Below are 12,858 nucleotides of genomic sequence, written 5' to 3'. Positions count from 1 at the left end.
ATATATCGGTTATGAATGTTTATACACGCGGAAAATAGACTAGGTGGATGGGCGCAGGCTGCTCTAGGCTCTGGCCCATGTACTCCGAACCGTGAAGGTAGCCCCGATGGATTTCGCCTATTCGCCCAAGGTCCAGGCACTGCGCGAGCGCGTCACTGCGTTCATGGACGCCTATGTCTACCCCGCCGAAGCGGTGTTCGAGCGCCAGGTCGCCGAGGGCGACCGCTGGCAGCCCACTGCAATCATGGAAGAGCTCAAGGCCAAGGCCCGCGCCGAAGGGCTATGGAACCTGTTCTTGCCTGAATCGGAATACGGCGCCGGCCTGAGCAACCTGGAATACGCCCCGCTGGCGGAAATCATGGGCCGCTCGTTGCTTGGCCCGGAGCCGTTCAACTGCTCGGCGCCGGACACCGGCAACATGGAAGTGCTGGTGCGTTACGGCAGCGAAGCGCAGAAACGCCAATGGCTGGAGCCGCTGCTGCGTGGCGAGATCCGCTCGGCGTTCGCCATGACCGAGCCGGACGTGGCCTCCTCGGACGCCACCAACATGGCCGCCACGGCCGTGCGTGACGGTGACCAGTGGGTGATCAACGGCCGCAAGTGGTGGACCTCCGGCGCCTGCGACCCGCGTTGCAAGGTGATGATCTTCATGGGCCTGTCCGACCCCGAAGGGCCGCGCCACCAGCAGCACTCGATGGTACTGGTACCCACCGATGCGCCCGGTGTGAAGATCGTCCGCCCGCTGCCGGTGTTCGGCTATGACGATGCTCCCCACGGTCACGCCGAAGTGCGCTTCGAAAACGTGCGGGTGCCGTATGAAAACGTGATTCTCGGTGAGGGCCGCGGTTTCGAGATTGCCCAGGGTCGCCTTGGCCCTGGCCGTATCCACCACTGCATGCGTTCGATCGGCATGGCCGAACGTGCATTGGAACTGATGTGCAAGCGCTCGGTGGAGCGCACCGCCTTTGGCCGGCCGTTGGCACGGCTGGGTGGCAACGTCGACAAGATTGCCGACTCGCGTATGGAGATCGACATGGCCCGGCTGCTGACGCTGAAAGCGGCTTACATGATGGACACTGTCGGCAACAAAGTGGCCCGCAGCGAGATCGCGCAGATCAAGGTGGTGGCGCCGAACGTGGCCTTGAAAGTGATTGACCGGGCGATCCAGATACATGGCGGGGCAGGGGTGAGCGGCGATTTCCCACTGGCCTACATGTACGCCATGCAACGCACCCTGCGCCTGGCTGACGGGCCGGATGAAGTGCACCGGGCGGCAATTGGCAAGTATGAGATTGGCAAATATGTGCCAGTGGAGATGTTGCGTAGCGGGCGGTAATGGCTTCGTCAGCGGCTATTTACCTGTTCGCGGGCGTGCTCGTGAACAGGGACTTTAAGCAAAGCTCGGGTAATCTGTAGGACGCTTCTGATTCTCTGCTCCAAGCGCTTGAAACCGCCTTGCGGGTGTTAGGTTTCGAACCTCAACCACGCAAAGGGAGCTTATAGATGCGCGTCAGTCTAGAGGGAAAAGGTCAGGCAGTTGACGGCGATATCACCACAACTGGAGCCGTTTGTATTGCGACAGGGGCCGGCTATCTGGACGAAGGCCGAATGGTGCTCCGTGAAGGCGACCAGACCACGCCATGCCCTCTTTGTGGGCAGGTGGGAATGGTCGCCGAAGGTGTGGACCACTTCATTTCCGATGGACAGCGCGTGGCCATGGATGGTGCGTTGGTTGTCTGTGGCTGTTCGCCGGGCAGCAATCGGGTGGTCGCACCGCTGTATCAAGCACCGCCACCCATGCAGCCCCTAGCAGGGCTTGCCAATGCTCACTTTTCCGAGCTGTCAAACGCGGTCTACTCGGAGCGTTTCTCCCAACCTGTAATAGGTGCACTGCCCGGTACGCTGGAGCCTGGCTTCTATGTGGTTCCCCGGCGCATGTCGTTCCCCGAGGTGCTGCTGCAATTGGCCGAGCATGATGCCACGTTACCGATTTCCCGGTTGCAGCGGCTCAATCCGACGTTTGAGCAAGGCTTCAAGGCAGGGGAAATCTTCGTGATCGGTGACCCTGACAATGGAAATGCCTGCACGCACGAAGAGGGAGAACTGATGGCCGCAGCGCAGCATGCGCGGCGTGCGCTGGAAGTGCTCGACTACACCGAAGCGGATTTCATGATGCAGCACCAGGCCGAGATCGCCGGTTTGCTCAGCGATGCCAGCCTGTCCATGGGCGTGGGTAAGGACATGCTGGATCAAGGCTTGAAACAGGTCAGTCATACATTGACGAGTATCGAGCAACTGCACCAGCGGGAGTTCATGCGCCACGGCCACCTGAACAGCCCAGGCTTCTTCGCCGAACGGCGGCGCCTTCTGCAGCAACTGGATGGACAGCTGAAAACAGCATTTTTGAACAAGCAACTGAACCTTGGAAATTATGAGCGCTTGAGGAAAAGCTTGAATATCTCGACCAAGAGCCTCGTGCATCATTGGTCGAAAGCGGGTGGGCCGGGGCAGATTCCCGGGTATGCAACGCATCTGGGTAAGGTGGCGAAGCTTAGCAACTACCTCAAATATGGCGGACATGCCGCAGTAGGGTTGGGCGGCGCTTCGTCTTACTTGAACGTGCAGGAGGTGTGTCAGGCCGGCGAAACTGGAGCTTGCAAGAAGGTTCGTTTTACCGAGGCGAGTAGCTTCGCAGGTGGTCTCGGGGGAGGCATGCTTGGCGCTTGGGGAGGTGGTGCTGCTGCAACCGCTCTATGCGGTGTTTTCGCTCTTGGTACTGGTGGACTTGGCGTTCCGGTATGCGGGATCGTCATCGTTGGCGCCAGCTCTGCAGCAGGCTCTATTGGCCTTGGAACATTCGGAGAGAAGGCGGGAGAGGTGCTTTATGAGGTGATAGATGATTGACTTCGAAAGTTGGCCGCCGCTGCTTAAACTAGCGTTCCTGATTGTTCCGTTTGTCACTGGGCTTTCAGGTCTTGCTATAAATGTGCGAATTGCAATGTCCCGTGATTTTCAAGTCGCCCTGTCAGCTATCACAAGTAACCCCTATCTGGAGCAGATGAAGCCCGTTTGGGGGGGAGGAAGCCTGAGGTCTCGCTGTCTGCTAATGAGCGCGGTGAGCGCTTTGGTCACGTTTCCTAGATTACATCTGCATATGGGCTGGCTGGATGAAGAGGAACTTAAGCATTTTCCGCTGTACTTGAAACGAAAAATGGCTATGGCGCTATGGCTGATATTCATCGCGCTGCTTTGGTCGTTGATGGGTTACTTTATGATTAAAAAGTAAGACGGGATCAGACCCGCAATTGCGGGTCTTCATCCTTGTGCCCATTTGAAGCGTCTCCTGGCTGGGAAGTCTGTACAGCCACCTTCTGCCCCCGCGTCTTCACCAACGAAACCACCACCCCACCCAGCAGCAACCCGAACGTCACCCCCAACGACAGCAACGCCGGCACCTTGCCCACCATGCCGTGGTAGAAAATCTTGCAGCCAATAAAGATCAACACCAACGCCAGTGCGTACTTGAGGTAAACGAACCTGTGCATCAGCGCCGACAGCGCGAAGTACAGCGAGCGCAGCCCAAGGATGGCGAAGATGTTGGAGGTATAGACAATGAACGGGTCCTGGGTAATGGCGAAGATCGCCGGCACGCTGTCGACGGCAAACACTAGGTCGGCCAGTTCGATCAGCACCAGCGCCAGAAACAACGGGGTGGCATAGCGCAGGGCTTTACTGTGCCCAGGCGGGGTCTTGCGCACGAAGAAGTGCGAGCCGTGGATCTGGTCGGTAACCCGCATGTGCCGGCGTACGAACTTGATGATCGGGTTGTTGGCCAGGTCCGGGTGGCTGTCTTCTTTTGACAGCGCCATCTTTACCCCGGTGAACAGCAGGAAGGCGCCGAACAGGTACAGCACCCAGGCAAAGTTCTGCACCAGCGCCGCGCCCACGCCGATCATGATCGCCCGCAGGAACACCACCCCCAGGATGCCCCAGAACAGTACACGGTGCTGGTAGCGGCGGGGGATGGCGAAGTAGCTGAAGATCATCGCCATGACGAACACGTTGTCCATCGACAGCGACTGCTCGACCAGGAAGCCGGTGTAGAACTCCAGCGCCGACTGTGCGCCTAGCTGATACCAAACCCCGGCGCCGAACAGTACACCGACGCTGAAATAGCCCGAATACAGCAGCAGGCTTTCGCGCATTTCGATTTCGCGGTCGTGGCGGTGCAGCACGCCCAGGTCGAGCACCAGCAAACCGATGACGATGGCCATGAATACCAACCACAACCAGGCGCTGGTACCGAGGACGGGGGTGGTGAGGAATGCCTGCAGAGCTGTCATGAGCCCCTCCTTGAATGTCGACGTTGCAAGGCAACAGTGATCCGACATGGCGGCTTGGCAGCCGTCAGAGGGGCCCGGTATCACATGAACTTGAGCCTAGACCCGTTTGCCATGGATGCCGAACGGGGAGCTGTTACATTTCTTTGCCAGGGCCGTAATCACGCCTTCAATACACCCACACCTCTACCCGACGGTTACGCAGGCGCCCTTGCTCCAGCTCATTGCCGGCCACTGGCAGTTCATCGCCCATGCCCGTTACCTCAAGCACCTCCACACCACCGCGTGCCAGCTCGCGGCGCACGGCCTGGGCGCGCAGGCGCGAAAGCAGCGCAGCGCGCCCGGGGGTTTCCTTGGGGTCGCCAAACCCTACCAGCACGGCCTTGCTCTGCAACTTGCCGGCCTGTCGCAGGTATTCGACCACCCGCTGCACATCGCGCAGGGCCTTGTTGTCGAGGCTGGCGCTGCCTTCCTGAAAGCGGAAGTTTACGCTCAGCCGCTGCGCTTGCTGGGCCAGGGTGCGATAGCGTGGCGGCATATCGGCCAGGGGCGGAACAGGCTGGGCCTTGATCTGCTGCGACACGAAACCCTGCTGGGCAACGATCGCCTGGCCAGCCGGGCTTTGGGCGAAATCGGCCAAGGCCTTGGCCTGAGGCTTGGGGTTGGCTGGCAGGTAGAAGTACAGGCGCCGTGACAGCGGGTAGTCTTCGCTGGCCACCAGCGCGCGCTCTGGCAACATGGCCGGTGCGTCGCCTTCGGCCACCGCTAGCACCTTGGCACCGTGCACTGCGGCCAGGCTACTGAAGCCGATGGCCTGACGGTCGGTGGCGACTTGAGAAGCCAGCTCGTCGCTGGACTCGAAGCGCCGCGCCTTGGCTGATAGTTCGTCGTGCAGGGGCTCCAGCACAAGCGCCTTGAACGTCTCGTAGGTGCCGGAGCGGTCGTCACGGGCATAGAGGTGGATGGCGCCGCCAGCAATGCCCAACTGTTCCCAGCGCTGGATCTGCCCGGAAAAAACCTGCGCCAGTTGCTGGGTGGTCAGTTGTGGCAGCGGGTTGTCGGGGTGGACGATGACCGCCACGCCGTCCAGGCCGATGACTTGTTCGGCGCTGGCAGCGCGCAGGTCGCCCAGAGCGCGCAATTGATGCACTTCGCTGTCGTTGATCGGCCGCGAGGCGGCCGCCAGGTCGGCATCGCCACGGCCGAGGGCGACAAAGCCGGTGCTGGACCCGTGAGCGGCAACATCGATGCGTACCGGCTGGCCATGATCGTCCTGCGCGGTGATGACGGTCTCGTTGGCGACGTTGCCCGGTTGCTGGTGGATGGCGGTGGCTTGCTGCGCACGCAATTGCCCCTGAACCAGTGCCGGCAGCAAGGCGGCGCCGATGGTGTTGGAGCCTTGGACGCGCAGGTGAGCGGGCTCGGCCAGGGTCGCTAGCGGTAGCAGGGTGAGCAGCAAGACAAGCAGGCGCAGCATGCCGGGTGGCCTATGGCATAGAGTTGGCCCGCAGATTACGACAGTGACGTGATGATTATGTGACAGTGCTTAGGGGTTGAATCTAAGACCTGGTAGACCGCGTTATTGGGGCCGCAAAGCGGCCCCCCGCGATCTCAATGTGCCCCGGCCGACTTGCTCAAATCACTTTCGGCCCACTCGGTATAGATACATGCATCCGCCACCGCCCAGCGCACTTTCACGCTGTCGCCAGGTTGCATAGGCATACCCGCAGCCGACAGCGCTTTCACCGTCAACTCAGTGCCACCCGCCGTTACCACATGGCAGGTCTGGCTCTCACCCAGGAACAGCACTTCGCCAACCTTGGCACTGACTTCGTTCCAGCCCGGCGGCAGCGGCTCGCGTGCAGCCTGTTCGGCTGTGAGGGCCAGGGCTTTTTCCGGGCGTACCATGATCAGGGCATCCTGCGAGGCGGTAAGGCCCGGCGTCAGGCGAATGGCCACCGGCTGGCCCTCGAAACTGCCCGCGCCGTTGCTGCTGGCCTTGATCCGCAGGAAGTTGGAGTTGCCCAGGAACGACGCGACAAAGGCATTCGGCGGGTTCTGGTACAGGTCGTAACCGGTGCCCAGGCCGACGATTTTGCCGTGGCTGAAGATGGCGATGCGCTGGGACAGGCGCATGGCTTCTTCCTGGTCGTGGGTGACGTAGACGATGGTGATGCCCAGCCGGCGGTGCAACTGGCGCAGCTCGTCCTGCAGGTCTTCGCGCAGCTTTTTGTCCAGCGCACCGAGCGGTTCATCCATCAACAGGATGCGTGGCTCGTACACCAGCGCTCGGGCAATGGCCACACGCTGTTGCTGGCCACCGGACATCTGCGAAGGCTTGCGGTGGGCGAACTTCTCCAGCTGCACCAGCTTGAGCATGGCATCGACGCGTTTGGCGGTTTCGGCAGCGTTGAGCTTGCGAATGGCCAGCGGGAAGGCAATGTTGTCGCGCACGTTCAGGTGCGGGAACAGCGAGTAGCGCTGGAACACCATGCCGATATCACGCTTGTGCGGCGGCACGTTCACCAGCGACTGGCCATCGACCAGGATCTCGCCGCTGCTGGGCGTTTCGAAGCCGGCCAGCATCGACAGGGTGGTGGATTTGCCCGAGCCGCTTGAGCCGAGGAAAGTCAGGAATTCGCCGTCCTGGATTTCCAGGTCGAGGTTGTCCACGGCGGTGAAATCGCCGTAGTGCTTGTTCAGGCCGCGCAGGCTGACCAGGGTTTTGCCTGGCGCGTTGTCTTTGATTACTGCACTCATTGTTGTTTTCTCCGCGCGCTCAGGCGTTTGTTTCGGTGCGCCGGCGCAAGGCGGCGGCAATGAACATCACAAGCAGCGACAAGCCGATCAGCAGGGTCGAGGCCACGGCGATGACCGGGCTGAGGTCCTGGCGCAGGGTGGTCCACATCTTCACTGGCAGTGTCTGCAGGTCGGGGCTGGCCATCATCACACTCAGCACCACTTCATCCCACGACACCAGGAAGGCGAACAGGCCGCCGGCGATCATCCCCGGGCGAATGGCCGGGAAGGTGACCTTGAAGATGGCCTGCAGGCGCGAAGCACCGCAGATCACCGCGGCATCCTCGATCGATTGGTCGAACAGTTTCAGCGAGTTGATGATCGAGATGATGGTGAAGGGCAGGGCAACGATCACATGGCTGACCACGAAGGCGAACAGCGTGCCGGTGTAGCCGAGCTTGAGGAACAGGGCGTATACCGCCACGGCGATGATCACCAGTGGCACGATCATCGGCATGGTGAACAGCCCGTACAGCAGCTCGCGGCCCGGGAAGCGGCCACGCACCAGGGCGAATGCGCTGGGCAGGCCCAGCAGCACGGCGGCAATGGTGGTGAGCACGGCCACCTTGAGGCTGGCCAGCGCGGCGTCCATCCACTCCGGGTTGGAGAAGAACTGGCCGTACCACTTGAAGGTCCAGCCCGGTGGCGGGAACACCAGCCACTGGGACGAGCCGAACGACAGCAACACGATGAACACCACCGGCAGCAGCAGGAAGGCCGCAATGACCCCGGTGGTCAGGTACAGGCCCGTGCGCAGCGGGCGGCCCATGGCATTGGGAGACAGGAGCATGGCGGTTTACCTCGCGTTGCCAACCGGGGATTCCGGCTGCAGCTTCAGGTACAGGTAGAAGAGCACCAGGGTGATCACCACCAGCAGTGCGGCGGCGGCGCTGGCCAGGCCCCAGTTGAGGAACGACTGCACCTGCTGGATGATGAATTCGGGCAGCATCATGTTCTGTGCCCCGCCCAGCAGCGCCGGGGTGACGTAGTAACCGAGCGACATCACGAACACCATCAGCGCCCCGGAGAACAACCCCGAGCGGCACAGCGGCAGGAACACCTTCCAGAAGTTGGTCCATGGGCTGGCGCCGCAGATGGAACCGGCCTGCAGCACCATCGGGTCGATGGCGTGCATGGTTGCCTGCAATGGCAGCACGATGAACGGGATCATGATGTAGCTCATGCCGATCACCACGCCGGTGAGGTTGTGCACCATTTCCAGCGGGGCATCGATGATGCCCATGGCCATCAACGCCTTGTTGATCACCCCCGAACTTTGCAGCAGCACCAGCCACGAGTAGGTACGCGCCAGCAGGCTGGTCCACATCGACAGCAGCACGATGTTCAGCAACCAACGGCCCCAGCCCTTGGGCACCAGGGTAATCGCCCAGGCCAGCGGGAAGCCCAGCAGCACGCTGATCAGGGTGACCACGCCGGCCACCGAGAAGGTGTTGAACAGCACCCGTGCGTAGGCCGAGTTGGCGAACAACTGCTCGTAGTTGCCCAGCCCCGGCGTTGGCTCCAGCACCCCGCGCAGCAACAGGCCGACCAGCGGGGCGAAGAAGAACAAGCCAAGGAACAGCAGGGCCGGCAGCAGGTTGCGGCTGCCCTTCCAGCGCTGGCTCAGGCTGGCGCGGCGGGGTGTGCTACCCGAGGCGCCGGTGCCCGTGGGGGCACCTTGCGCGTTATGCAGGGCGTTGATGGCGACTTTCATTTGACCAACCACTCATTCCAGCGGGCCGCGATGGCCTGACCGTTCTTGGCCCAGTAGGCGAAGTCCAGAGTGACCTGGTCCTGGGCGTAGGCAGTGGGCAGGTTCGGTGCCAGGTCTTTGTTCAGCTTGGCCACGCTGTCGACGTTCACTGGCGCGTAAGCGGTCTTGTTGGCGAACTCGGCCTGGCCTTCGGCGCTGCTGGCGTTGGCCAGGAACTTCATGGCCGCGTCCTTGTTTTTGGCGCCTTTGGGGATGACCAGGAAGTCGGCCATGACCAGGTTCTGTTTCCAGCTTACGCCCACTGGTGCGCCATCTTGCTGCAGGGCGTAGACGCGGCCGTTCCAGAACTGGCCGAGCGAAGCCTCACCCGAGGCCAGCAGCTGTTGCGACTGGGCGCCGCCGCCCCACCAGACGATGTCTTTCTTGATCGTGTCGAGTTTCTTGAAGGCGCGGTCCAGGTCCAGTGGGTACAGCTTGTCGGGCGCTACGCCGTCGGCCAGCAGGGCCAGTTCCAGCACGCCAGGGCTCGGCCATTTGTACAGGGCGCGTTTGCCGGGGTAGGTCTTGGTGTCGAACAGCGCGGTCCAGTCCACCGGCTTGTTGGCACCGAGCTTGCCTTCGTTGTAGCCCAGCACGAAGGAGAAGAAGAACGAGCCAACGCCGTGGTCGGAAACGAAACGCGGGTCGATCTTGTCACGTTTGATCTGGTTGAAATCGAGGGGCTCCAGCAGGCCTTCGCTGGCGGCACGCAGGGCAAAGTCGGCTTCGACATCGACCACGTCCCACTGCACGTTGCCGCTTTCGACCATGGCCTTGAGCTTGCCGTAGTCGGTAGGGCCGTCCTGGACGACTTTGATGTCGGTGGCTTTGGTGAAGGGGACGGCCCACGCTTCTTTCTGGGCGTCCTGGGTGGTACCGCCCCAGCTGACGAAATTCAGGCTGTCAGCGGCCACGGCGGCTTGACAGGCCAGGGTCAGCAGGCTGGCGGACAGCACTGCGGTTACACGTTTGCTCAACAGCATGGTTACGCCCTCGTTGCTTTTGTTATTCGAGGCGGGGCTTGTGGTGCGCCCGCCAACAGTGTTCGGGGAGCAGCTAAAACAAAGTGTCTGGGTGGCCGTTTGTAATTGTAGGTGCCGGCCTGCAGATTTAAGGTCTACGGGATATCATATTATGGTATTCCAAACTTTTGGCAAGAGGTATGAGGCGACCGGCCATCACTCCGTCCGTTCAGAAACGCTGCGGGGCCCCGCAGGGCCCCGCCAAATCAGATGCTTATGTATTTTCAGCCGAGCATCCCGGGCTCGAAGGGAATGCTCTGCACCACCTCCAGTTCATACCCCGCCAGCCCGGCATACTTCAGCGGAGGCCCCAGATGGCGCAGCTTACCCACGCCCAGGTCCTGCAGAATCTGTGCCCCGGTGCCCACTTCGGAGTACACCTTCGATTGCCCGCGCTGATAAGGGCGCACCGGCTGGGTCAGCTGCGGTACGCGCTCCAGCAGGGCTTGGGAGGATTCATGGTTGGCCAGGATCACCACTACACCAGCCCCTTCCTCGGCCACCTTCTGCAAGGCCGCCCATAACGTCCAGTTGGATGGCCCGGCGTATTCGGCACCTACGAGGTCGCGCAGCGGGTCGATCACATGCACTCGCACCAAGGTCGGCTGCTCGCGGCGGATATCACCCATGACCATGGCCATGTGCACGCCGCCTTCGATGCGGTCCTCATAGGTGACCAGCCGGAAGGTGCCATGCACGGTCGGCAGCTCGCGTTCACCGATGCGCTTGATGGTCTGCTCGGTGCTCAGGCGGTAGTGAATCAGGTCGGCGATGGTGCCGATCTTGATGCCATGCTGCGCGGCGAACACTTCAAGGTCCGGGCGGCGGGCCATGGTGCCGTCGTCGTTGAGCACTTCCACAATCACCGAGGCTGGGCTGAAACCGGCCAGGCGGGCCAGGTCGCAGCCGGCTTCGGTGTGACCGGCACGGTTCAGCACGCCGCCTTCGCGGGCGCGCAGCGGGAAAATGTGGCCGGGTTGCACCAGGTCTTCGGGGCGGGCATCTCGGGCCATGGCCGCAGCCACGGTGCGTGCCCGGTCGGCGGCGGAAATGCCGGTAGTGACGCCAGTGGCCGCTTCGATGGACACGGTAAACGCCGTGCTGAACACGCTGCCATTTGCCGGCACCATCTGCTCCAGGCCCAAGCGCTGGCAGTGTTCGTCGGTCAGGGTGAGGCAGATCAGGCCGCGCGCTTCGCGGGCCATGAAATTGATGGCTTGGGCGTCACAACGCTCGGCAGCGATCAGCAGGTCGCCTTCGTTTTCCCGGTCCTCGTCATCCACCAGCAGGACCATCTGGCCTTGCCGGTAGTCCTCGAGAAGTTCCTCGATGGTGTTGAAAGCCATGTTGCACGCTCACTGTGGTGGGGTAATTTTTATGGTATACCATCATACACAAATATCGCCGTTACAGGAGAGCAGCGCATGAAGGCCTATTGGATCGCCCATGTGGACGTGACCGACCCCGAGCAATACCAGCAGTACACCCAGCGCGCTCCGGCTGCCTTCAAGGCGTTCGGCGGCCGCTTCCTGGCCCGTGGCGGGCGCAGCGAGGCGATGGAAGGGCGGCCTACCCCTCAGCGTAGCGTGGTGATCGAGTTCGATTCGTACGAGCAGGCAGTGGCGTGCTACCGGTCGGCGCTGTACCAGGAGGCCTGCAGCCGTCGCCAGGGCGTGGCCAAGGCTGAGGTGATCATTGTGGAAGGGTTTGAACCCTGATGTAGGTGCTTATGGCCCTATCGCCGCCGTACCAGACGCCTGTTTGTTCCGCAGGAAACAAAAATACCCGCTTAGGCGGGTACTTTTGTATTTCTCAAGCTACTGCAAATGTACTTTCAATTCCCCGGCCGCCTGGCGCATCGCTGCTTTCACCGCTGGCACCTGGCTCAACGGGTTCAACAGCCCATAGTCATGAATCATCCCGTTGTAGCGCACCGAAGTCACGGTCACGCCGGCCGCATTCAGCTTGCGGGCATACGCCTCACCCTCATCGCGCAGCACATCGAATTCGGCAGTCTGCACCAGCGCTGGCGGCAACCCCTTCAGCTGTTCACTGCTGGCCCGCAGCGGCGAAGCGTAGATCTGTGCCCGGGCGTTGGCATCGGTGGTGTAGTTGTCCCAGAACCATTTCATCATCCCGGTGGTCAGGAAGTGCCCTTCGGCAAACTGTTTGTACGATGCCGTCTCGAAGCTGGCATCGGTCACCGGCCACAGCAGCAACTGGAAGCGCAGGGCAGGGGTGCCGGCCTCTTTGGCCTTGAGTGCCACCACCGCAGCCATGTTGCCGCCCACGCTGTTGCCGGCCACGGCCAGGCGCTTGCCGTCAACGCCGATTTCCTTGCCATGCTCGGCCACCCAGCGGGTAGCGGCATAGGCCTGGTTGATCGCCGTCGGGTAGTGCGCTTCTGGCGAGGGGGTGTAGTCCACGTAGACCGCCACCGCACCTGAGCCGACCACCAGGTCGCGGATCAGTCGCTGGTGGGTCGGGAAGTCACCGAGTACCCAGCCGCCACCGTGGAAGAACATGAACACCGGCAGGTCGCCCTTGACGTTGGCCGGGCGTACCACTTGCAGCCTGATCGACTCGCCGTTGGCCTGGATGGTGCGCTCTTTTACCTCGATACCGGAGAGGTCGACTTTGACCGAAGCCTGGGCGCCGGTGAGCACTGCGCGGGCGTCTTTCGGGCTGAGTTGCTCCAGTGGCTTGCCGCCGCCTTGTTCCAGGGCCTGGAGGAAGGCCTGGGTGTGTTGCTCGACACCTGGGCTGCCAGCGGCGAAGGCGCTGGAGACGGACAGGGCCAGAAGGGAAGCGGTGAGGGCTTTGTGGACAATGTTCATGAGCGAATCCTTCTCTATGCAAGTGTTGGTAATGGGCGTCTTTCCTGGCCTGCTGGGCCATCGCTGCGACCTGTGCGTAGATTAGGGAGATGCAATGATGGGAAAAA

The 12,858-nt window shown here is 61.8% G+C and carries 12 protein-coding genes; 4 read left to right on the top strand and 8 right to left on the bottom strand.

Annotation, left to right across the window (positions count from 1 at the left end; all coding sequences use genetic code 11):
• Positions 1-106 precede the first annotated feature (106 nt).
• From APH36_RS01695 to APH36_RS01685, 3 genes are all read left to right on the top strand, one after another.
• Positions 107-1,336 (top strand): acyl-CoA dehydrogenase, encoded by a 1,230-nt coding sequence (locus APH36_RS01695; RefSeq protein WP_060497222.1) that lies wholly within the window; start codon positions 107-109, stop codon positions 1,334-1,336.
• A gap of 167 nt (positions 1,337-1,503) precedes the next feature.
• On the top strand, positions 1,504-2,904 hold the full coding sequence (locus APH36_RS01690; RefSeq protein ID WP_060497221.1) for a PAAR domain-containing protein: 1,401 nt from the start codon (positions 1,504-1,506) through the stop codon (positions 2,902-2,904).
• Positions 2,897-3,286, top strand: coding sequence for a hypothetical protein (locus APH36_RS01685; protein ID WP_060497220.1), 390 nt, complete (start codon positions 2,897-2,899; stop codon positions 3,284-3,286). Before APH36_RS01690 ends, APH36_RS01685 begins: the two co-directional genes overlap by 8 nt.
• A gap of 7 nt (positions 3,287-3,293) precedes the next feature.
• Here the strand turns inward: APH36_RS01685 and APH36_RS01680 are convergent, their stop codons facing one another.
• The 7 genes from APH36_RS01680 to ribBA form a co-directional block, all read right to left on the bottom strand.
• Positions 3,294-4,343, bottom strand: a complete 1,050-nt coding sequence (locus APH36_RS01680) for a TerC family protein (protein ID WP_060497219.1) — start codon at positions 4,341-4,343, stop codon at positions 3,294-3,296.
• A 166-nt stretch (positions 4,344-4,509) separates the two neighbouring features.
• The gene (locus tag APH36_RS01675; RefSeq protein ID WP_060497218.1) at positions 4,510-5,817 is read right to left on the bottom strand and encodes a substrate-binding domain-containing protein; all 1,308 of its coding nucleotides are present in this window, start codon (positions 5,815-5,817) and stop codon (positions 4,510-4,512) included.
• Positions 5,818-5,951: 134 nt separating this feature from the next.
• Complete coding sequence (locus tag APH36_RS01670; RefSeq protein WP_060497217.1) at positions 5,952-7,100, bottom strand: ABC transporter ATP-binding protein; 1,149 nt, start codon at positions 7,098-7,100, stop codon at positions 5,952-5,954.
• Between the two features lie 19 nt (positions 7,101-7,119).
• Positions 7,120-7,929: an ABC transporter permease gene (locus APH36_RS01665; protein ID WP_010954645.1), complete on the bottom strand. Its 810-nt coding sequence runs from the start codon at positions 7,927-7,929 to the stop codon at positions 7,120-7,122.
• A 6-nt stretch (positions 7,930-7,935) separates the two neighbouring features.
• Positions 7,936-8,853, bottom strand: a complete 918-nt coding sequence (locus APH36_RS01660) for an ABC transporter permease (RefSeq protein WP_060497216.1) — start codon at positions 8,851-8,853, stop codon at positions 7,936-7,938.
• Positions 8,850-9,875, bottom strand: coding sequence for an ABC transporter substrate-binding protein (locus APH36_RS01655; protein ID WP_060497215.1), 1,026 nt, complete (start codon positions 9,873-9,875; stop codon positions 8,850-8,852). Before APH36_RS01655 ends, APH36_RS01660 begins: the two co-directional genes overlap by 4 nt.
• A 263-nt stretch (positions 9,876-10,138) precedes the next feature.
• The gene (ribBA, locus tag APH36_RS01650) at positions 10,139-11,260 is read right to left on the bottom strand and encodes a bifunctional 3,4-dihydroxy-2-butanone-4-phosphate synthase/GTP cyclohydrolase II (RefSeq protein ID WP_060497214.1); all 1,122 of its coding nucleotides are present in this window, start codon (positions 11,258-11,260) and stop codon (positions 10,139-10,141) included.
• Between the two features lie 78 nt (positions 11,261-11,338).
• Between ribBA and APH36_RS01645 the strand changes: the two genes are divergently transcribed.
• Positions 11,339-11,632 carry a DUF1330 domain-containing protein gene (locus tag APH36_RS01645; RefSeq protein WP_060497213.1) on the top strand — a complete coding sequence of 98 codons (294 nt, stop codon included), beginning with the start codon at positions 11,339-11,341 and terminating at the stop codon, positions 11,630-11,632.
• A gap of 99 nt (positions 11,633-11,731) precedes the next feature.
• Here the strand turns inward: APH36_RS01645 and APH36_RS01640 are convergent, their stop codons facing one another.
• Positions 11,732-12,751 (bottom strand): alpha/beta hydrolase, encoded by a 1,020-nt coding sequence (locus APH36_RS01640; RefSeq protein ID WP_060497212.1) that lies wholly within the window; start codon positions 12,749-12,751, stop codon positions 11,732-11,734.
• Positions 12,752-12,858: the final 107 nt, after the last annotated feature.

The organism is Pseudomonas sp. NBRC 111133 (genome assembly GCF_001320605.1).
Lineage (GTDB): Bacteria > Pseudomonadota > Gammaproteobacteria > Pseudomonadales > Pseudomonadaceae > Aquipseudomonas > Aquipseudomonas monteilii.
Note: the sequence above shows the minus strand (reverse complement) of the source record. Positions and strands in the feature narration are given on the sequence as shown.

Bases quoted from the DNA above. Each gene is read 5' to 3' on its own strand.
- ribBA (WP_060497214.1), bottom strand. From the start codon at position 11,260: ATGGCTTTCAACACCATCGAGGAACTTCTCGAGGACTACCGGCAAGGC.
- APH36_RS01645 (WP_060497213.1), top strand. From the start codon at position 11,339: ATGAAGGCCTATTGGATCGCCCATGTGGACGTGACCGACCCCGAGCAA.
- APH36_RS01660 (WP_060497216.1), bottom strand. From the start codon at position 8,853: ATGAAAGTCGCCATCAACGCCCTGCATAACGCGCAAGGTGCCCCCACG.
- APH36_RS01685 (WP_060497220.1), top strand. From the start codon at position 2,897: ATGATTGACTTCGAAAGTTGGCCGCCGCTGCTTAAACTAGCGTTCCTG.
- APH36_RS01655 (WP_060497215.1), bottom strand. From the start codon at position 9,875: ATGCTGTTGAGCAAACGTGTAACCGCAGTGCTGTCCGCCAGCCTGCTG.
- APH36_RS01675 (WP_060497218.1), bottom strand. From the start codon at position 5,817: ATGCTGCGCCTGCTTGTCTTGCTGCTCACCCTGCTACCGCTAGCGACC.
- APH36_RS01690 (WP_060497221.1), top strand. From the start codon at position 1,504: ATGCGCGTCAGTCTAGAGGGAAAAGGTCAGGCAGTTGACGGCGATATC.
- APH36_RS01680 (WP_060497219.1), bottom strand. From the start codon at position 4,343: ATGACAGCTCTGCAGGCATTCCTCACCACCCCCGTCCTCGGTACCAGC.
- APH36_RS01695 (WP_060497222.1), top strand. From the start codon at position 107: ATGGATTTCGCCTATTCGCCCAAGGTCCAGGCACTGCGCGAGCGCGTC.
- APH36_RS01665 (WP_010954645.1), bottom strand. From the start codon at position 7,929: ATGCTCCTGTCTCCCAATGCCATGGGCCGCCCGCTGCGCACGGGCCTG.
- APH36_RS01640 (WP_060497212.1), bottom strand. From the start codon at position 12,751: ATGAACATTGTCCACAAAGCCCTCACCGCTTCCCTTCTGGCCCTGTCC.
- APH36_RS01670 (WP_060497217.1), bottom strand. From the start codon at position 7,100: ATGAGTGCAGTAATCAAAGACAACGCGCCAGGCAAAACCCTGGTCAGC.